Annotated in this window: 15 protein-coding genes and 1 tRNA gene; 11 read left to right on the forward strand and 5 right to left on the reverse strand. The window is 68.5% G+C overall.

What is annotated here, in order from left to right:
* Positions 1 to 49 precede the first annotated feature (49 nt).
* From GQ464_RS18030 to GQ464_RS18050, 5 genes are all read left to right on the forward strand, one after another.
* Positions 50 to 121 (forward strand) — tRNA-Gly (locus tag GQ464_RS18030).
* A gap of 204 nt (positions 122 to 325) precedes the next feature.
* Positions 326 to 1,627, forward strand: a complete 1,302-nt coding sequence (locus GQ464_RS18035) for a serine hydrolase domain-containing protein (protein ID WP_166978926.1) — start codon at positions 326 to 328, stop codon at positions 1,625 to 1,627.
* Between the two features lie 35 nt (positions 1,628 to 1,662).
* Positions 1,663 to 2,301, forward strand: a complete 639-nt coding sequence (locus tag GQ464_RS18040) for a TVP38/TMEM64 family protein (protein ID WP_166978924.1) — start codon at positions 1,663 to 1,665, stop codon at positions 2,299 to 2,301.
* Positions 2,302 to 2,340: 39 nt separating this feature from the next.
* Positions 2,341 to 3,252, forward strand: coding sequence for an SMP-30/gluconolactonase/LRE family protein (locus GQ464_RS18045; protein WP_166978922.1), 912 nt, complete (start codon positions 2,341 to 2,343; stop codon positions 3,250 to 3,252).
* Positions 3,253 to 3,292: 40 nt separating this feature from the next.
* Positions 3,293 to 3,817: a DinB family protein gene (locus GQ464_RS18050; RefSeq protein ID WP_166978920.1), complete on the forward strand. Its 525-nt coding sequence runs from the start codon at positions 3,293 to 3,295 to the stop codon at positions 3,815 to 3,817.
* 21 nt (positions 3,818 to 3,838) lie between these two features.
* Here GQ464_RS18050 and GQ464_RS18055 read toward each other — a convergent pair whose 3' ends face one another.
* Positions 3,839 to 4,687, reverse strand: coding sequence for an endonuclease/exonuclease/phosphatase family protein (locus GQ464_RS18055; protein WP_166978918.1), 849 nt, complete (start codon positions 4,685 to 4,687; stop codon positions 3,839 to 3,841).
* Positions 4,688 to 4,878: 191 nt separating this feature from the next.
* Between GQ464_RS18055 and GQ464_RS18060 the strand changes: the two genes are divergently transcribed.
* The 3 genes from GQ464_RS18060 to GQ464_RS18070 all read left to right on the forward strand — a co-directional run bounded on the left by GQ464_RS18060 (position 4,879) and on the right by GQ464_RS18070 (position 7,910).
* Positions 4,879 to 5,919, forward strand: coding sequence for a glycosyltransferase family 2 protein (locus tag GQ464_RS18060; RefSeq protein WP_228350432.1), 1,041 nt, complete (start codon positions 4,879 to 4,881; stop codon positions 5,917 to 5,919).
* 54 nt (positions 5,920 to 5,973) lie between these two features.
* The gene (gene mtnA, locus GQ464_RS18065; protein WP_228350433.1) at positions 5,974 to 7,020 is read left to right on the forward strand and encodes an S-methyl-5-thioribose-1-phosphate isomerase; all 1,047 of its coding nucleotides are present in this window, start codon (positions 5,974 to 5,976) and stop codon (positions 7,018 to 7,020) included.
* 137 nt (positions 7,021 to 7,157) lie between these two features.
* Entirely contained in the window at positions 7,158 to 7,910 is a 753-nt protein-coding gene (locus tag GQ464_RS18070; RefSeq protein ID WP_166977727.1) for an energy transducer TonB family protein, read from the forward strand.
* Between the two features lie 48 nt (positions 7,911 to 7,958).
* Here GQ464_RS18070 and GQ464_RS18075 read toward each other — a convergent pair whose 3' ends face one another.
* The 4 genes from GQ464_RS18075 to GQ464_RS18090 are packed head-to-tail and all read right to left on the reverse strand — an operon-like array spanning position 7,959 to position 13,555.
* Entirely contained in the window at positions 7,959 to 9,467 is a 1,509-nt protein-coding gene (locus tag GQ464_RS18075) for an RsmB/NOP family class I SAM-dependent RNA methyltransferase (RefSeq protein WP_166977729.1), read from the reverse strand.
* A 3-nt stretch (positions 9,468 to 9,470) separates the two neighbouring features.
* The gene (locus GQ464_RS18080; protein ID WP_166977731.1) at positions 9,471 to 11,408 is read right to left on the reverse strand and encodes a TonB-dependent receptor; all 1,938 of its coding nucleotides are present in this window, start codon (positions 11,406 to 11,408) and stop codon (positions 9,471 to 9,473) included.
* Entirely contained in the window at positions 11,405 to 11,986 is a 582-nt protein-coding gene (locus tag GQ464_RS18085) for a hypothetical protein (protein ID WP_166977733.1), read from the reverse strand. Before GQ464_RS18085 ends, GQ464_RS18080 begins: the two co-directional genes overlap by 4 nt.
* A gap of 12 nt (positions 11,987 to 11,998) precedes the next feature.
* A complete protein-coding gene (locus tag GQ464_RS18090; protein WP_166977735.1) occupies positions 11,999 to 13,555 on the reverse strand; it encodes a capsule assembly Wzi family protein in 1,557 nt (518 codons plus the stop codon).
* Positions 13,556 to 13,877: 322 nt separating this feature from the next.
* On the opposite strand from GQ464_RS18090, the gene GQ464_RS18095 reads away from it, so the two are divergent.
* The 3 genes from GQ464_RS18095 (at position 13,878) to GQ464_RS18105 (ending at position 18,404) form a co-directional block, all read left to right on the forward strand.
* On the forward strand, positions 13,878 to 15,350 hold the full coding sequence (locus tag GQ464_RS18095; RefSeq protein WP_166977737.1) for a sugar transferase: 1,473 nt from the start codon (positions 13,878 to 13,880) through the stop codon (positions 15,348 to 15,350).
* A gap of 253 nt (positions 15,351 to 15,603) precedes the next feature.
* Positions 15,604 to 17,637 carry an alpha-ketoacid dehydrogenase subunit alpha/beta gene (locus GQ464_RS18100; RefSeq protein WP_166977739.1) on the forward strand — a complete coding sequence of 678 codons (2,034 nt, stop codon included), beginning with the start codon at positions 15,604 to 15,606 and terminating at the stop codon, positions 17,635 to 17,637.
* A complete protein-coding gene (locus GQ464_RS18105) occupies positions 17,637 to 18,404 on the forward strand; it encodes a winged helix-turn-helix transcriptional regulator (RefSeq protein WP_166977741.1) in 768 nt (255 codons plus the stop codon). The genes GQ464_RS18100 and GQ464_RS18105 overlap by 1 nt, the downstream gene beginning before the upstream one ends.
* The last annotated feature ends 9 nt before the right edge of the window (positions 18,405 to 18,413 follow it).

An 18,413-nucleotide genomic window follows, 5' to 3' on the forward strand; every position in this document is an offset into this window, starting at 1 on the left:
TTGACAAGCAGGGCGGTACGTTCGTATCATAGCCGCCCCTCGGGAAAAAGCGGGTGTAGCTCAGTGGTAGAGCATCACGTTGCCAACGTGAGGGTCGTGAGTTCGAATCTCATCACCCGCTCCCGTTAACCCTCAGATCGCGCTTGCCGGTCTGGGGGTTTTTTTCGTCTGGTCGAACCGGAGCGTGTATCTCATGTCGAAATCGAAGACCCCGGCCATGGGTCGGCGGATCCCGCACCGCAGGTCGGGGCTGCATGGTGCTTGCGGGCGGCGGCCGCACCCGATCGTCCGGTCACTGCTTTTTCTTTTCGTCACCGGCCTTTTCGTGGGAGGGGCCGTCCGGGCCCAGCCGGTCGACCCGGTCACGGCCGCGCGGATCGACTCGATCTTTGCGGCGTGGGACCGGCCCGATGCGCCCGGGGCCGCCGTCGCCGTGCTGCGCCGCGGCGAGGTGGTTTTCGAAAAGGGCTACGGCATGGCCAACCTGGAGCACGACGTTCCGATCACCCCGGAGACGGTCTTCATGGTGGCTTCCGTCTCGAAGCAGTTCACCGCCTTCGCCGTGGCGATGCTGGCCGGGGAGGGGCGGCTCTCGCTCGATGCCGACATCCGAACATACCTGCCGGAGATGCACGATTTCGGCACGCCGATCACGGTCCGTCACCTGGTTCACCACACCAGCGGGCTGCGGGACGAGTTCGACCTGCTCGGCATGGCCGGGTGGCGCATGGATGACGTCATCACGAAAGCACACATCGTTCGCCTGGCGGCAGGACAGCGGGAACTCAACTTCACCCCCGGCGACGAGTACCTCTACTCGAACACCGGCTATACCCTCCTGGCCGAGATCGTCGAGCGGGTGACGGGGCAGTCGTTCCGGGAATGGACGAAAGAGCACCTCTTTGACCCCCTGGGAATGACGCAAACCCACTTTCACGACGATCACGAGATGCTGGTGCCCGGCCGCGCGCAGGGTTACAGCCGCGGGGAGGACGGCAGCTACCGGGTGCAGGTGAACAACTACGCGAGCGTCGGGGCCAGCAGCCTGCACACGACCGTCCGGGATCTGGCGAAGTGGTTGCGTAACCTCGACACGGGCCGGGTCGGCGGGGCGGATGTGCTGGCGCAGGTGCACCGGCGGGGCCGGCTCAACAACGGCGATACGCTCGGCTATGCCTTCGGCCTGCGGGTCGACGAGTACCTCGGGCACCGGCGGGTCGGGCATGCCGGCTGGCACCGGGGCTACCGCACCTACACCGCCCGCTTCCCGGAGGACGATCTGGCCGTCATCGTTCTCTCGAACCTGGAGCAGTTCAACCCGTCCGAACGGGCCATGGAGGTGGCCAGGCTCTTCCTCACGCCGCCGCCGGAGTCACTGGCGGTCTACACGGGCACCTACGTGAGTCCGGAACTGGACACGGCCTATACCCTCGTGCTCGAAGGCGACCGCCTCGTGGCCCGGCACCGCCGCAATCCCGACATCACGCTCACCTTTGCCGGCCCGGACACGTTCACCACCGACGCCTGGTTCTTCGAGAAGCTCGTCTTCGAGCGGTCGGCGGGGCGCATCACCGGGTTCCGGGCCTCGACCACCCGGGTGAGAAACCTCTTTTTCGAGCGGCGGTAACATTTTCGTCACGTGAACCGTCCGCTTTCCGTTCCATGCGCGAAGAGCCCGCTGCCGAACGGTCGTTCGGCGCCGCGCCGGTGCCTGCCGGGGCCACCGAATGGCCCGGGAAACGATCCGCCTGGCGGCGTGTGTTTACGTCGAAGGCGCTCTACATCCTCCTCGGCCTGACGGCACTCGGTGTGGCGCTGCTGCGCTGGAGTGAAGCCTATGGGGGGCCCGGCGGGCTCTGGGAGACGTTCGGGTGGTGGGCCCCGGTGCTGTCGGTCCCGCTCCATGCGCTCGTGGCCGTCACGCCGCTGCCTTCGGACATCGTGGGCATGGCCAACGGCGCCCTCTACGGGTTCTGGTTCGGAGCGCTTCTGAGCTGGCTCGGCTGGTACCTGGCCTCGTTCGGGCAGTACGCGATCGGCCGCCGCGCCCGCCGTGACTTCGACCTGGACACCTGGCTGGCCCGCGCGCCGGCGTGGATCCGGCGTTTGCCGGTCGAACACCCCCTTTTCCTCATCTCGAGCCGCTTCGTTCCCTATGCCGGGGGGCACCTCGCGACGCTCGTCCCCGGGGCCATGCGGGTTCCGCTGCGCCGCTATGCCTGGTGCACGGCCGTCGCCCTCGTGCCGCAATCGATGGCCATGGCCGGCGCCGGTGCCGGGATGATGTTGCTCGGTTCCTGACGGCGCGGAACGGAACGGTTGAACCTGGAAAGATGTGCCATGCGTAGCTGCTTGCTTTGCCTGATAGCGGGCGCGATGGGCTGGCTCGCCTGTGAGCGGGCCGCGACACCCCCGCCCGAAACCGTGATGCCGGGCTGGGACGCCGTGCAGGACTCGACGCACCGGGTCGCTTCGGTCACCGGCTTCGCTGGTCCGGAGGCCGTCCGGTATGATCCCGAGCAGGACGTCTTCTTCGTGTCGAACTTCAACGGAGGAGGGAATGAACGGGACGCCAACGGGTTCATCAGCCGGGTCAGCCCCGAGGGGGACGTGCTCGACCTCCGCTTCATGGTCGGGACCGACGCGCATCCCCTGCACGCTCCCCGCGGTATGTTCATCACCGGCGACACGCTCTGGGCGGCCGACGCGGACGGCCTCCACGGGTTCGACCGGCACAGCGGAGCCCACCTGGCCTTCGTCGACTTCACCGGTTTTGCGCCCGGCTTCCTGAACGATGTGACCGCCGGGCCGGACGGCGCCCTCTATGTGACGGATACGGGGGCACGACGGGTGTACCGGCGGGCCGGTGCGCGCGTCGAGGTCGTCCTCGAAGACACCACGCTGGCACCGAACGGAATCACCTGGGACGCCGCCAGCGGGCGGATGCTGCTGGCCCCCTGGGGCGGCGACCAGCTGTTCCGTGCCTGGCAGCCGGGCACGGACTCGCTGGGCGTGGCCGGAACCGGTACGGGAGGCCATTACGACGGGATCGAGGTCGTCGCGGGGCGGGTACTCGTGGCCAGCCAGACCGACTCCAGCCTGCACGTGCTGGAGGATGGCACCAGCCGCCCGGTCATCCGAACCCCCGGACGCCCCGCCGACATCGGCATCGACACGCAGCGGATGCGGGTGGCCGTCCCCTACGTCGCCCTCAACCGCGTCGATATCTGGCAACTGCCGCGGGAGAATTGACTGGATCGTAGCAAACCGCGTCTTGTGGGTGCGGGCGGGAATGAATTTCAACCTTTCGAACAGCATCGCCGTTCTGGAGCGCACGCCTGTCGTCCTGCGTGCCCTTCTGGCCGGTCTTCCCCGTGAGTGGACGCACCGCAACGAGGGTCCGGATACGTGGAGCCCCTTCGACATTGTCGGACACCTCATCGATGGCGAAGAGACGGACTGGATGGATCGGGTTCGCATCATCCTGGCCCAGGGCCCCGACCGGCGCTTCGTCCCCTTCGATCGCTTCCGGCACCTGCAGAAGAACAGAGGGAAGGCACTGGAGGAGCTCCTGGACCGTTTTGCGGTCCTGCGGGCACGAAATCTCCGGGAAATCCGGGAACTGCAACTGAACCCGGAACAGTTGCAGCTGACCGGCGAGCATCCGGCCTTTGGTACCGTCACGCTCGAACAGTTGCTGGCGACATGGGTGACACACGACCTCGGGCACCTCGCCCAGATCGCCCGCGTGATGGCGAAGCAGTACCGCGAAGCCGTGGGACCCTGGGAAGCCTACCTGCCGGTCCTGCATCGTTGAGCGGAGGCGCCGGCGACCGGCTCAAGGAGCCAGCAACAGCTCGGCCAGGACGGGGAGGTGGTCCGAGGCGTAGCGTCCGTCTTCGCATTCGGCCAGCACGCCGTAGCGGAGCACCCGGATGCCCGCGCCGGTGAAGAGGTAGTCGATCCGGCGCGGAGTAGAGGTCCCGGCCTCGAAGCCGGTGAAGGTGCCTTCGGGCCCGTGCGGTGGCGTTTCGGTGTGCTTCCGGGCGTCTGCAAGCTTTTCGGTCAGGATGGCATAGCCCGGTGCGTCCGGGGTGAAGTTGAAGTCGCCGGCCAGCACGACGGGCATCGTTCCGGCGCGTTCCGCCAGGTGGGCGGCGAGCAGGCGGGCGCTCTCGGTGCGTGCCGTCTCTCCCCGGTGGTCGAAGTGGGTGTTCATGAAGAGGAAGCGCCGGCCGGTGGTGCGGTCCTCGAACACGGCCCAGGTAGCGATGCGGGGCAGGGCGGCATCCCATCCCTTGCTGCCGGGCACGTCGGGAGTGGGGGAGAGCCAGAACGTACCGTGCTCCACGGGGATGAGCCGGTCCTTCCGGTAGAAGATCGGGGAAAACTCGCCGCCGTCGTGCCCGTCGTCGCGCCCGACGCCGAGCCAGGCGTAGGCGGGCAGGTGGGCGGCAAGGGTGTCGATCTGATGACGGAGCGCTTCCTGGAGGCCGGCCACGTCGGTCCCGTGGAAGCGGATCGTCGAGGCGACGCGTTCCTTACGGTGCGGCCAGGCGTTTTCGCCGTCCTGCGGGTTGTCGTAGCGGATGTTGAACGTCATCACGCGCAGGGGCTGGGCCGGTGCGGAAGCGGTGAGGAGGCCCGTTGCGGCCAGCACGAGCGCGGCGAGGAAGAGCTGGGTCATGGGCGGTCGGGCGCGGTGTGTGGTGCGTAAAGATCCCACAAAATACGAACGACGCGCGCGGCGTGGGAGGTGCGTTTGCCGGATTCTTTTCGCAAAGGACACCCTTCCGGGGCGTTTTCGGAACGCCTTCCGCCGGTGGGTGTCCTATGCCGGTGGATGACCCTGCACCGGGGCTTCGTATATTGGGCGAAATGCACGTACGGCTTGTGGAGACCCTGCAACCCCATAGCACCCGGCCCGGCCGGCGGGAGACCGTCGCCTTCGTCATTCCGCTTTACAACGAGGAGGAGGTCCTGCCGGTCCTGATCCGTGAGGTAGAGGCCTACCGGGCGGCCCATCCGGAAGTGACCGAGGTCGTCCTGGTCGACGACGGCAGCACCGACGGCACGGCCTCGCTCATCCGTTCCCTGACCGAAGGGCGTCCGGGTTATGTGTTGCTCCGTTTCTCGCGCAACTTCGGGCACCAGCTCGCCATCACCGCCGGGATGCACTGCGTCTCGGCCGATGCGGCCGTCGTTCTCGACGGAGACCTGCAAGATCCCCTCGACGTGGTCACGCAGATGATCGAGAAGTGGCGCCAGGGCTTCGATGTGGTCTACGGCATCCGCCGGGAACGGCACGGGGACGGTCTGCTGAAACGGTGGACCGCCCGCCTTTTCTACCGTCTCTTCCAGCACCTGACGGACGTGGACGCCCCGCTCGATGCCGGGGATTTCCGGCTCGTCTCGCGTCCCGTGCTCGATGCCTACCGGCAGATCGAGGAACACCAGCCCTATGTGCGCGGCCTCATCGCCTGGCTGGGGTTCAACCAGACGGGGGTGTTCTACGACCGCCCGCCGCGTGCGGCCGGACGGAGCAAGTACCCGCTGCGCAGGAGCCTGCGCCTGGCTTTCGACGGCATCGCGTCGTTCTCCGTGCGTCCTCTTCGCTACGCCGTCCGCCTCGGCCTGCTCGTGGCCGCGCTTTCCGTAATCGGCCTCGTGTGGGTGCTGCTGGCGAAGTATGCCTTTGGCAACACCATCCCCGGCTGGTCCTCGCTGATCTTTGCCGCGTTTTTCTTCGGCGGGTTGCAGCTTTTTTTCCTCGGGGTGGTGGGGTCGTATCTGGCCCGGGTGTACGAGGAGGTGAAGGCCCGGCCCCGGTACGTCGTGCGCGAGCGCTGGGTGTCGGAGCCGGCGGAGGCGTCGCCTGCGGCCGGGCGAGAGCCCGAGACGGCCCGTGTTCGTTCCTGAATGGCCGGCGGGCCGTGTGATGCGGCCAGGTGCGGCCTAAACGCGCTGGTTCCCATGCTGATACCCCCGTTGCGATGGAATGACGAGGCAGGTTGCGTCGACCTGCTGGATCAGACCCGGCTGCCGGTCGAGGAGGTCTGGTTGCGGATTGAGACGCCGGAGGCGATGGCGGAGGCGATCGGCCGGTTGCGGGTGCGCGGAGCGCCGGCCATCGGCATCGCGGCGGCCTACGGGGTGGTGCTGGCCCTGCGGGGGCCCGGCGTGGTCGATCCGCACGCCGCGGTGGAGGCGGCGGCGACGCGGCTGGCCGCCACGCGCCCGACGGCGGTGAACCTGTTCGGGGCCCTCGAGCGGATGCGCCGGGTGGCGGCCGCACACCCGGAAGCCGGGCCGGAGACCCTGCACGCGATGTTGCTGGCCGAGGCCCGGGCCCTCGAGGCGGAGGACCGGGCCGCCGGGCGCCGGATCGGCGAGTATGGCCTGTCGCTGCTGGAGGACGGGATGACCGTCCTGACGCACTGTCATGCCGGCGGGGTGGCCACCTCGGGCTACGGGACGGCCCTGGCCCCGCTACTCCTGGCGCACGAGCGCGGCCGGCGGCTGTCCGCCTTCGTGGACGAGACGAGGCCACTCCTGCAGGGCAGCCGCATCACCGCGTGGGAGTTGCAGCGCGCCGGCATCCCGGTCACGCTCATCACCGACGGCATGGCGGCCCACGTCATGCAGCAGGGCCGCATCGATGCCGTCCTCGTCGGGGCCGACCGCATCGCCGCCAACGGCGACGTCGCCAACAAGATCGGCACCTACGGCCTGGCCGTGCTCGCCCGTGCCCACGGTGTTCCGTTTTACGTCTTTGCCCCGCGCTCTACCCTCGACCCGGATACGCCGGACGGGGCCGGCATCGTCATCGAGGAACGGGACCCGCGCGAGGTGACCCATGGCTTCGGCCGGCCGACGGCCCCCGACGGCGTGCGGGTCTATAACCCGGCCTTCGACGTGACTCCCGCCCGCCTGGTGACGGCGATCGTCACCGAAGAAGGGGTGCTGCGCCCGCCCTACGGCCCCGCACTCGCGGCGCTCTTCGCCGGGCACGCCGTTTGATCGGGTGGCAGCGGGCCATGAGGAGGCCGGCCGGAGGGAGCAAACCGCCGCCTGCGCCGTATGGAGGCATTGGGCGAGATTTTTGCCGGAACACCGCTTCGGCTTCCTTTTCCCACGGTTTGAGTGAGCGAACACCTATGAGAAAGAACGACTGGTTCGGGCTGGGCGCGAGCATCCTGGTGCATCTGCTGCTTCTCCTGGCCTTTTCCTTTATGACGGTGGTGGCCTCCGAAGAACAGCCGATCGGCTTCATCGAAGTGGAGTTCGGGCCGCTGGCACAGGGACGGCCCGTGCAGAAGGCGGAGGCGACGCGGCCGGCGCCGGTGGAGGAGCCGAAGCGACCCCGGCCGGAGGTGGAGCAGCAGGTGGCCTCCACCCCGCCGGAAAAGGTCAAGCCCGTCGATCTGCCGGATCAACCGGAAGTGGCCGATGAAGAGCAGGTCGAGACGCCCGAGGCCGAGACCATTGCACCGGAGAAGCGGAACAACCCGGAGCCGGTCAAGAAGACGGAACCGCAGCCCCGCCCCGATCCGGTCCAGCCGCTGGGCGGCGGGGCCCGGGACGGCTCCAGCGGCGCGCCCGAAGGCGATGCCGGCGCGGCGGCGGACGAGCGCAAGACGGCGCCTTTCCAGATCGAGGGCCTCAACCGCATCCCCACGGTCACGGCCCTGCCGGCCTACGTCGAGAAGGTGAATGCCGTCATCAGCGTCCGCATCACGGTGGATCCGCAGGGCCGCATCGTACAGCGCATTCCGCTCATCAAGGGCAATCCGGCACTCGAACAGGCCGTGATGGACGCGCTTCTGCGCTGGCGGTTCAACCCCCTCCCGCCGAACGCTCCACAGGAGAACCAGACCGGCGTGATTACCTTCCGTTTCCGCCTGGAATGAAGTTGCACACGGGCCTCCTGCCGTGGCGCCGGAACGGCCGGCGGGGCGTCAGGAGAACGGGCCGAAGGGGGCCCGGATGCCGGCCCAGGTTTTCGGAAAGAGGCTCTTGAGCCAGGCTCCCTCGTCGTCGGGTTTGAGGAGCGCGAGGCCGAACGTCATGTCTTCGTGCCGGACGAGCACGTATCCGAAGCCGGTGCATCCCGGCGCATGCACACCGGGTTCGAGGGCCTCGCGCGGCAGGCGGATCGTCTCCCGGTTCAGGTAGGCCGTCAGATCGGCCCGGTTCAGGTGGACGACGTTGCGCGTCGCGTGCGGACCGAAGACCTGTGCCGCCCCGGTGGTCAGCTTCGGGTGGCGCAGCGAGGTTTTGAGCAGAAACAGGCCACGGTGCTGCGGTGCCGGTCGTTCCGGCGGGTCATGATCCCGCGAGGTGATGGCGAGGTATTTTTTGTTCGGGCGATGAAAGGCATATGCCGCGAAGAGGTCTTCGGGAAACCCGAAGCGTTCGTGGAGGAAGGCAAGTTCCGGGGGGGCTTCGTCCGGGTTCGGGATCATCCCGGTGGGTACCGGCCGGATTGCCTGCCTGCCGGAGAGATCCTTTTTTTCGAGCAGGGCCACGAAGAAGCCCCCGGTGTCGTTGTGGTGGGGCCACAGGCGGCGGGTGTGGCGGAGGGACGCCGGGAGGGACTGCCCGTTCCAGCACGTCAGGCCGGGGGTGGTATGGAGCCCTTCGAGCGTGATCGGGCAAACGGTGAGCTCGTCTCCGAAGTGCCGGAGCACGTGGGCCACGACCAGCTCGTTCTCCTCCGGAGCGAACGTGCACGTGGCGTAGACGAGCCGCCCGCCGGGGCGAAGGAGACGGACGGCCCGGGCCAGGATGCGGCGCTGGCGCCGGTGCATCCGTGCGCTGAAGGCGGGGCCGGACTGGCCCACGACGCCCGGATGCCTCCGCACGGTGCCTTCGCAGGAGCATGGCACGTCACAGAGGATCCCGTCGAACGGGCCGGCCTCCAGCGGGAAGCCGGCGGCGTCGCACCGGGTGACGGATACGTTGAGCAGGCCCAGCCGGTCGAGGGTCGTACGCAGCACGTTCAGCCGTGAGCGGCTGACATCGTTGGCCACGATCGTGCCGCCGTTGCGCAGGGCCACGGCCATCTCGGCGGTCTTGTTGCCGGGGGCCGCACAGAGGTCGAGGAGGCGCATCGGACGTGGGTCGCGTCCACCGGGCCGGGGGTCGAGCAGCCGGACAGGCAGCATCGAGGCCTCCTCCTGAATGTGGAAAAAGCCGGCCAGGTAGCCGGGCAGGTTGGCTGGGTCGGCGTCGGGCGGGAGGCGGAAGGCCCCCGGGCGCCAGCGGAGCGGGGTCACGGGGAAGCCCGCCGCCCGCAACTGCGCCTCGACGCGGTGCGGGTCCGTGCGAAGCGTGTTGGTCCACACACACGTCGGCAGGGGACGGGCCAGCGCCTCGATGAAGGCATCCCAGTCGTCCACGATGGGCCGGTAGCGCTCGAACGGGGTGAAAACGGGGAGGTCCTGTGTCCGGTTGGCTTCGATCATCGGTCAGAATCGGGCCTCGATCTGTGCAAAGAGACTCAGGTGGGTGACGGCCCCGGCGGGGTGCGGCCGGTAGGACGTGTTCGTCAGGTTGCGAAGCGCCAGGTGCAGGCGCAGGTGTTCCTGCCACAGGCGCTTTTGCAGTCCCAGATCGGCCAGCAGGTAGGCCGGGCGTCTGGCGGACGGTCCCACCGAGGCGAAGGCGGGCCATCGCGTACCGGAGGTGAACCGTATGGTTCCAAAAAAACAGAGGCGTGGATGGGGAGAGAAGCGGGTCCGGTAAACGACCTGGTGCCGTGCGGCGGAGGCCCATGCCTGCCGGAACGCGGCATCGTTTCCGGGAACCGGGTGCAGGACGGTGTAGCCCAGGGTCTGGTCGAGCAGCAGATCGAGACGGTGCCGGAGCCGGATCGTGCTGCCCAGGAGATGCCCGCTCACGCCGGCATATACACGGGTGGAGGTGTGGAAGCCGGGGCTTTCCGGGTCCACCCCGAAGACGTGGCCGGCAAGGTGGTGGTCGAGGAAGCGCCGGTAGAAGGCGGCCGCCTCGATGCGAAACGACGGGACCTGCCAGGACCAGCCCAGGTCGGCCGTGAGTGTTCTTCCATCCGGGAGGGAGGGGGGCAGAACGACCTCTGCACCGGCCCGGCGGAAGAAGGCATAGCCCCGGGCGACGTCATACCACGGGCGGTTGTCTTCCTCGATGCCGTGCCGGAGATAGGCCAAGGCGAGCATGATGGTGTGGGACGGGCGGGGCCGGATCGTGGTCGTGACCAGGGCGCTCGTTCCCAGGCGGTCGGGCTGTCCCGGCCGGCTGGTGTGGTGTGCCAGGAGGAGCATGCCCTCCAGGTTCCAGGACGGTTTGGGCCGGACGGCGACCCGGGCGTGGAGGCGTGGTACGAAGGCGGTGGGGGCATCGAGGGGATCGCTCGTGGAGGTGTGGCGATAGGTGGCGATTGCGCCCAGCGCCAGGTGCACCCCGGGCCGGCCGGAACGTATCTCGATGAATCCCTCCCCGTGCTGCCGTTGCCATCCCGGGATCAGGTTGCGGCGGTTGGGGCGTGGGCCGAGTTCGAGGGTGGAGAGGCTGAACCGGTAACGCAGGCCGGTCGGACGGGCCGGGGCGGTGTTGCCGGCGATTCCGCCGGTGAGAAGGTGTTGCTCCAGGGGTAGCTCCCGGCCCAGCGGCGCCAGAAAGCGCAGGTCCCGGAAGCGGGAATAGCCGGCGAAGACGTGATGATAGCCCCGGCGGCCGGAGAGAGCGGCGGACACATGGCCGGCCAGAAGCATGAGCCGGGGCGGTTTGGGTTCCCGGTACAGTCCTTTCACCCGTTTGGCGATGCGTTCGTCGGTGGCGTGGTGCTCGTCGGCCACGAAGGCGGCCCGGACGAACCAGCGGGAACGGGCATAGCTCGTCTCGACCAGGTAGGTCGGACCGATGCGATCGATGTTGGGAGTCGCCAGGGGTGTGTAGCGAAAGGGGCCGGGATCGTCGATCTCGTTGCCGGCGGCGGCGTGCGCCCGCAGGTGGAGACCGCCCGGCGGTCGGCGGGTGTGCAGGTGCAACAGCCCGGCTGTGGCCGGCACACCGTTGACGACCACGGGCCGGCTCACGACGGTCACGCTGTCGATCTGGAGGACGTGCAGGGGCAGGGTGTTCAGGGAGGCACTGCCCGGTGAAGCCGGGCTGACAGGGTGACCGTCGATCATCACGGTCCAGGCCTGGGCCTGGAAAGGAGCCAGCCCGCCGGCCGAGAGCGCAGCGGTATACCCTTCCAGGGAGACGGCCTGCCATGCGTCGATCAGGGGGAGAAGATCCGTCAGGCGCACGACGCCGGCCGCCTCGAGCGTCTCGGCGTCGAGGACCAGGGTTGCCGGCTGGGCGCGGGTCGTACGCAGGCAGGAGGCCAGCAGCACGAAGGCGAACAACGGCCAGTGCCTCATTGCAGGAACGTCTTCAGCCAGTCCGGTGTGCGGAACGTGTAGCGCAGTCCCGCCGAAACGTGAAGGAGCTTGAGGCGGATGAAGGTGTAGGATTTCATGTAGTTTCCTGCTACGTAGAGGCTCAGGTTCGGGTGGAGCCGGCCGATCAGGGTGGAACGGAGGGCAACCGTCAGTTCATGCTCGGTGCGTAGACCCGGGAAGGTGTCGTCGTCGAAGGTCATCCGGTAGTTGCCCAGGCGGGCCCCGCCTTCGACGGCCAGCCGGGGCGCGATCGGGACGCGAAGTCCCCAGCCCGCAAAGAGCAGGAGACCCGAGAAAGAGGGGACCTCGGCGGTGCGGGCGGTGTAGGGGTGCAGGATGCCGCCGGCCTCGGCACGGCCCCGGTAGAACGGTGTGGAAACCGATAGCTCCACGCCGGGACGAGCCTGCCAGAAGGTGTGGAGCGGGCTGTGATTGACGTTGACCGTTCCCGCCAGGACGAGCTCCATTCGCTCGAAAGGCTGGCCTGAGACCGGGTGGGTGAGGCAGCCGGCGAACAGGGCGAACGACGGAAGGAGCCGGAACGGGAAAACGGGCATGAACGTCGGGTGTCAGAAGCTGTGGAGGCGGAAGGTCCGGCGCAGGCCCAGCCGCAGGCCGAAAGCCACCGCGCCGGCGAACCGGGTTTCGTCGTGGCCCCGGACGGCGCCGCGGTTCTTCGTGACGTTGACACCGAGGTCGACGCGGAGCCACCACCGGGGGTCGTGCTGGTAGAAGACCTCGACGGCGGCGCGTGCGGTGTGTTCCACGGTGCCGTCGAGGAGCGTGGGCACCTGCTCTTCGTTTCGGGGGAAGGGTTGCCGGATGTCGCGCTCGCCCTGTGCCAGGTAGTGCAGGCGCGGGGAGACGGTCAGGGCGGGGACGGGGTAGAGGTCGGCGAACAGGGCGGCGTGCACGTAGTCGCTGAACTGGGTGGCGAGGCCGCGCAGGAGGTAGAGGTAGCGTCCTTCCGGCTGGATGGTGTTGTACGTCCGTGCGGCGATGACGTCGAGCGTGCCGCCGAGGTCGAAGGTGCGGGCCGTGTAGACCAGGCTGCCGGCCAGGGCGAAGGAGGCCGGCTCGGTGGCGTTGAGCACGTCGAAGTCGTCCATCAGGAGCTGGCCGTGCACCGTCACCCGGCCGAGTCGGAACCAGAGCAGCCCGGCGAAGAGGCCGTTGTTCTCGTCGTTCTTGGGCCGGTTGTCCACGACGAACAGGAAAGGGTGGAGCGGGTTCAGGTATTTGAGGGAGAGCCCGCTGCCCGCTCCGGAATAGAGGGCCGACTCCATCAGGCTGAGCAGGACGTTCTCCGAGGGGCGCCAGTCGAAGCGGTGGGCGGCGAGGTAGCGTCGCTCGCTACCGGCACGGACGGAGTCGTCCCCGGCGATGCCGGTGTAGCGGCCGTCGGCGGTGATGCTGTCGAGCTCGCCGAGCAGGCTCCGGAGGGAGAGACGCTGCCCGCCGAGGCGGAAGGCGATCAGGTCGTAGCTGCGGGGGTTGTCGCTCAGGACGACGGCCGTCTCGCCGGGCAAGCCCCAGTGGTGGGCGAGGCGGCCCAGGTAGATCGAGGCCGGGCCCGTGTGCCACCCGGCGTAGCTTTCCTCGCTCCGGGTCAGCAGTCGCTTCACGGCATCGAGGCCGTCCGGGTCCCGGTCGTAGTACAGGTCGTGCCGCAGGCCAAGCTGGCCCACGAACGGGCCGTCGTCCAGGAAGAAGCGCAGGGCGATGTGCTCGTAGGCATGCACCGCGTCGCCGAGGGGGCGCAGCGGGTCGAGGCGTCGCGTGTTGGCGGCGTCGAGGCCGGCGTCGAGGTCGAGGCCGGCGACCGCCTCGTCGTCGCCGGGCGCGGCCCGGCCGAGGAGGGCCTCCAGCATGGCGACCCAGTGCGCTTCGACGGGTGCCAGGGTGTTCCGGTCCAGTTCGTCCAGGGCGGCCGCGACGTCGCCCTGCCGGTAGGGCAGCGCCGTCGGGTGCAGGGACGGCAGGAGACCGCGCCGCTGCAGGCGGTTCAGGTACTGGTAGGCCACGTCCCCGGTGGGAAGGAAACGGTTCGGCTGGGCCATCCCTTCCCGGGCGAGCATCATCCCCAGCCACAGGCAAAGCAAGAGCGATCCGCTGCGTTTGAGCATCGATCCGGCGTTGGACGTTCTGAAGGGGCCCCTCCGGTCGGAGGCGGCCGCGTCGCGGAAGGGCAGAAATTAGGAGCATGAGGGGATAATCCAAAGCCCGGTGGAATAGACCGGCCGGCCCGGTGGTCTACTGCATACCCCGCGGGTCCCGCAGCCGGTCCCGCTCGCCCTGCGTTGCTTGCTTCAAACGAATCAAATGGATATGTTTAACCGGAATCGGTTGGAACCCGGCGGCACAATCTTTGAAACAACCTTTCCCGCTCGCCATACCGCTGTCCGGCGCAGCCCTTCTTTCCCGCATACGCGTTCTCGTGTTTCCTCTGTGTCCCGAAAGACCGAGCTCATAGTCCTGTTGCTTTCGGATGCGCTGGCCATCACGCTGGCGGACCTGTTCTACTACCTGGGCCGGTTCCGCTGGATGTGGTTCGGCGAGCCGGCCCTCTTCCCGGATACGCAGCCGCTCTACTTTTTCCTCTGGAATGCGGTGCTGGCGGTCTTCTGGGTGGTGCTTTTCCTCTTCTTCGGCATGTACCGGGAGCGGTACGCGGCCAGCCGCTTCGACGAGATCGTCTCGCTCGGCAAGATCATCACCGTGGGGGTGCTGGTGCTGATCTTTGCCGTCTACATCGATGCGTTGCAACCGGGGACGAGCCGGCAGGCGATCTTTTTCTACTGGGGGGCGATGCTCGGCTTCGTGGCCACGGGACGCATCGGCGTGCGGTCCGTGCAGAAGGCGTTGATCCTGCGGGGCCACGGCACGCACCGAACCCTGATCGTCGGGTGGAGCGACCATGTGGAGAAGATCTACGAGGAGGTGGCCCGCTACCCGGAGGCGGGGCTCGACGTGGTCGGGGCCATCCGCCTCCGGCGCGATGACGATCCGCCGGAAGCCGAGGGGGCCTACCCGGAAGCCGGGGGCGACGGAGCCCCGGCGGTCGTCGGGGGGGTGGCGGTGCATGCCCCGGCTGCCCGGGCCTGGACCATCGAGGACCTGCCCCGGCTGATCGACGAGCTGGGGGTGCAGGATGTCCTCATCGCTCTGGGCTCGAACGACCACGCGCCGCTGATGGAGGTGTTGCGCCTCTGTGACGGGAAGCCGGTGACCCTCAAGCTCGTGCCCGACTTCTACACCATCATCGGGGGCATGGCCCGTACCGAGCACATGTACGGCCTTCCGCTCATCGAGGTGTTGCCCGAGCCGATTCAGCCGTGGGAGCAGAGCACGAAGCGCCTCATCGACGTGCTGGTGGCGACGGTGGTGCTCCTGGCGGGCCTGCCGCTGTGGGTGCTCCTCGGCGTCCTCATCCGCCTGACCTCGCCCGGGCCGGCCATCTACCGGCAGCAACGGGTCGGGCAGCACGGCCGCGTTTTCACCATGTACAAGTTCCGCACCATGCGGCACGACGCCGAAGCCGAAACCGGCCCCGTCTGGGCGCGCGAGAACGACCCCCGCTATACTCCCCTGGGCCGGTGGTTGCGCAAGACCCGTCTCGACGAGGTGCCGCAGTTCTGGAACGTCCTCAAAGGCGACATGAGCCTCGTCGGTCCCCGCCCGGAACGCCCCTACTTCGTGGAAAAACTGGCCGACGAGATCCCGCTCTATCGTCGCCGGCATCGTGTCAAGCCCGGCATCACCGGCTGGGCCCAGGTCAAGTGGAAATACGACGAGAGCCTCGAAGACGTGCGGCAAAAGGTCAAGTACGATCTGTTCTACATCGAGAACATGAGCCTGCGGATGGATTTCAAGATCCTGTTCCGCACCCTCCGCACCGCCCTGCTCGGCAAGGGGCGATGAGGCGGTCTCGCCGGGCGCGGGCGGATCGTGCCGGATGCGGACGCGCCTCCGTCCGGTTGTCGCGAAGGGATGTCGCCTCCGGCTTCCCGTCTTCAGGGTCCTTCCCCCTCGATCCGGGGGCTCTCCGTGGCGTGCGGGCGTTCCCGGGGTGGGCCCGTGTGTCGTGAAATCTCCGTGGCGGGTGGAGGCGGGTGGTGCGCGTGGGCCGTGGCTTCGTACTTTGGTGAGGTCCTTTTCCGTATCCGACACGAACATGGCGAAGACGAAGGCGGCCCGGACGGTGCCGGGCAATGGGAAGGTCGGGCAGGTGCAGGCGGCCCCGGCCGGTGACCTCGACCTGAAAGCGCTCTTCCGGGCCCTCCTGTTGCCGCGGGTCATCGAAGAGAAACAGTTGCGGTTGATCCGGCAGGGGCGGCTCTCGAAGTGGTTCAGCGGGTACGGGCAGGAGGCCGTCGCCGTCGGCTGTGCCTGGGCGCTCGAACCCGGCGACGACATCCTGCCGATGCACCGTAACCTGGGGGTGTGGACCACGCGCGGCGTGCCGCTGCGGCCGCTCTTCTGCCAGCTCATGGGCCGGGCCGGCGGCTTCACGAAAGGGCGCGACCGGACGTTCCACTTCGGCCTGCCGTCGCATCATCTCTACGGCATGATCTCCCACCTGGCCGCCATGCTTCCGGTCGCCTGCGGGCTGGGGCTGGCCGCCCGCCTCGACGGGCGCCCCAACGTGGCCCTCGCCTTCGTCGGCGACGGTGCCACCCGTGAGGGCGACTTCCACGAGGCGCTCAACCTGGCTGCCGTCTGGAAGCTGCCCGTGCTGTTCGTGGTGGAAAACAACGCCTACGGCCTCTCGACGCCCGTGCAGGAGGCCGTCGCCGTCGAAGACATCGCCGACGCGGCGGCGGGCTACGGCATGCCGGGCGTCGTCGTCGACGGGAACGACGTGCTGGCCGTCATCGCCGCCGTGCGGCAGGCCGCCGAACGCGCACGACACGGGGAGGGGCCGACGTTGCTCGAGATGAAGACGTTCCGCATCCGGGGGCACGAGGAGGCCTCCGGGACGAAGTACGTCCCGCCGGAGCTGATCGCGGCCTGGGCGAAGAAGGACCCGGTCGAGCGGTTCACCCGGTACGTGCTCGAGCGCGGCGTGATGACGGAGGCCGAGGTCGAGGCCGTGCGGGCGGAACTGGAGGCCGAGGTCGACGCCGTGGCCGAGTGGGCGCTGGCACAGCCGCCCGTCGAGAGCACGCCCGAAGCCGAGCGGGCCGACGTTTTCGCACCGGCGTTCGAGGCTTTCGTACCGCCGGCCGGGTCCTCATCGGAGAAGCGGTTCATCGACGCCATCTCGGAAGCCCTTGCCCAGGCCATGGAACGGGACGAGCGGGTGATCCTCATGGGGCAGGACATCGCCGAGTACGGCGGGGTGTTCAAGGTCACGGCCGGCTTCGTCGAGCGGTTCGGGAAGGCGCGGGTGCGCAACACCCCGATCATCGAGAGCGGGGCCGTCGGGGCGGCGATGGGGCTGGCGCTGGCCGGCTACCGCCCGGTCGTCGAGATGCAGTACGCCGACTTCATCTCGTGCGGGTTCAACCAGATCGTGAACAACCTGGCCACCACCCATTACCGCTGGGGGGCACCGGTCAACGTCACGATCCGGGCGCCGTTCGGGGGCTATATCGGTGCCGGGCCGTTCCACTCGCAGTCGATGGAGGCCTGGTTCTGCCATGTGCCGGGGCTCAAGGTGGTGGTGCCCGCCACCCCGCAGGACGCCAAGGGGTTGCTCCTGACGGCCATCGAGGAACCGAACCCGGTCCTGTTCTTCGAGCACAAGTACCTGTATCGCTCGCTCCGGGGCGACGTCACGGAGGCGCCGTTTCACCTGCCGTTCGGGGAGGCCCGGGTGGTGCGGGAGGGCACGCACGCCACGGTCGTAACCTATGGCCTGGGCGTGCACTGGGCGCTGGAGGAAGCCGAGCACTGGGCCGGTCAGGGCGTGGAGCTGGAGGTGATCGACCTGCGCACGCTCGTTCCGTGGGACCGCGAGACGGTGCTGCGTTCGGTGGCGAAGACGAACCGGGTGCTGGTGCTCCACGAAGCCCCCCTCACGGCCGGCTTCGGCGCGGAGATCGCCGCCCGCATCGCCGAGGAGGCCTTCGAGCACCTGGATGCACCCGTCTTGCGCGTCGGCGCCGAAGACCTGCCGGTGCCGTTCTCGCCGTCGCTCGAACGAGAGATCTATGCTGCCCGCGTACGGCTGCGGCCGGCCCTCGAACGGCTGCTGGCATACTGATGAAACATCTCGAACCGCTCAAGCTTTGCCTGGTCTGCGACGACGAGCTCGTCCGGGCGGTGGTGCGGTTGAACTGCCCGTCGCCGCACGAGGTCGTGACGCTGTCGCTGGCCGGGCTGCTGGATGAGCAGCAACGCCTTTCGGGGCACGGGCAGGCGGTGGTCGCGGCGGCGCGGGAAGCCGACGTGGTGCTGGTCGACTGGCACCTGGCCTCGGCACCGGTGATCAACACGCTCTGCTACCAGGTGCGCAAGGAGGTGCGCGCGCCGGTGCTGGCCCTCTGCCGCAACGGCCCGGACGAGCGGGTGGCCGCCATCGCCGCCGGTGCCGACGACGCCGTGACGCTGCCGCTGCACCTGCCCCTCCTGCAGGCGAAGGTGCTCTCCTACCGGCGCCTGGTCGAGGCGGTGCGGGCGGCAGCCCCGGTTCCGGGCGACGCCCGCCTGCCGGCTGCCCGCACGTTCGGCCCCTTCCGGCTGGATCGCAGGGCCCACCGCTTCTTTATCCGGGGGCAGGAGGTGGACCTGACCCCGCGCGAGTTTGCACTGCTCGAATACCTGATTGCCAACGCCGGTACCCTGTGCACCCGCGAGCAGATCCTCGATCATGTGTGGGGGCTCAGCTTCGACACCGGCACCAACATGGTGGAGGTCTATATGTACTTCCTCCGGCGCAAGCTTGAAGCCTTCCAGCTTTCCGACGTGATCCAGACGGTGCGGGGACTGGGCTACCGGCTCGTGTTGCCGGAAGAGACCTCCCCGCCCTGAGGTACCGGT

Origin of the sequence: Rhodocaloribacter litoris (assembly GCF_011682235.2) — a bacterium.
Classification (GTDB): domain Bacteria; phylum Bacteroidota; class Rhodothermia; order Rhodothermales; family ISCAR-4553; genus Rhodocaloribacter; species Rhodocaloribacter litoris.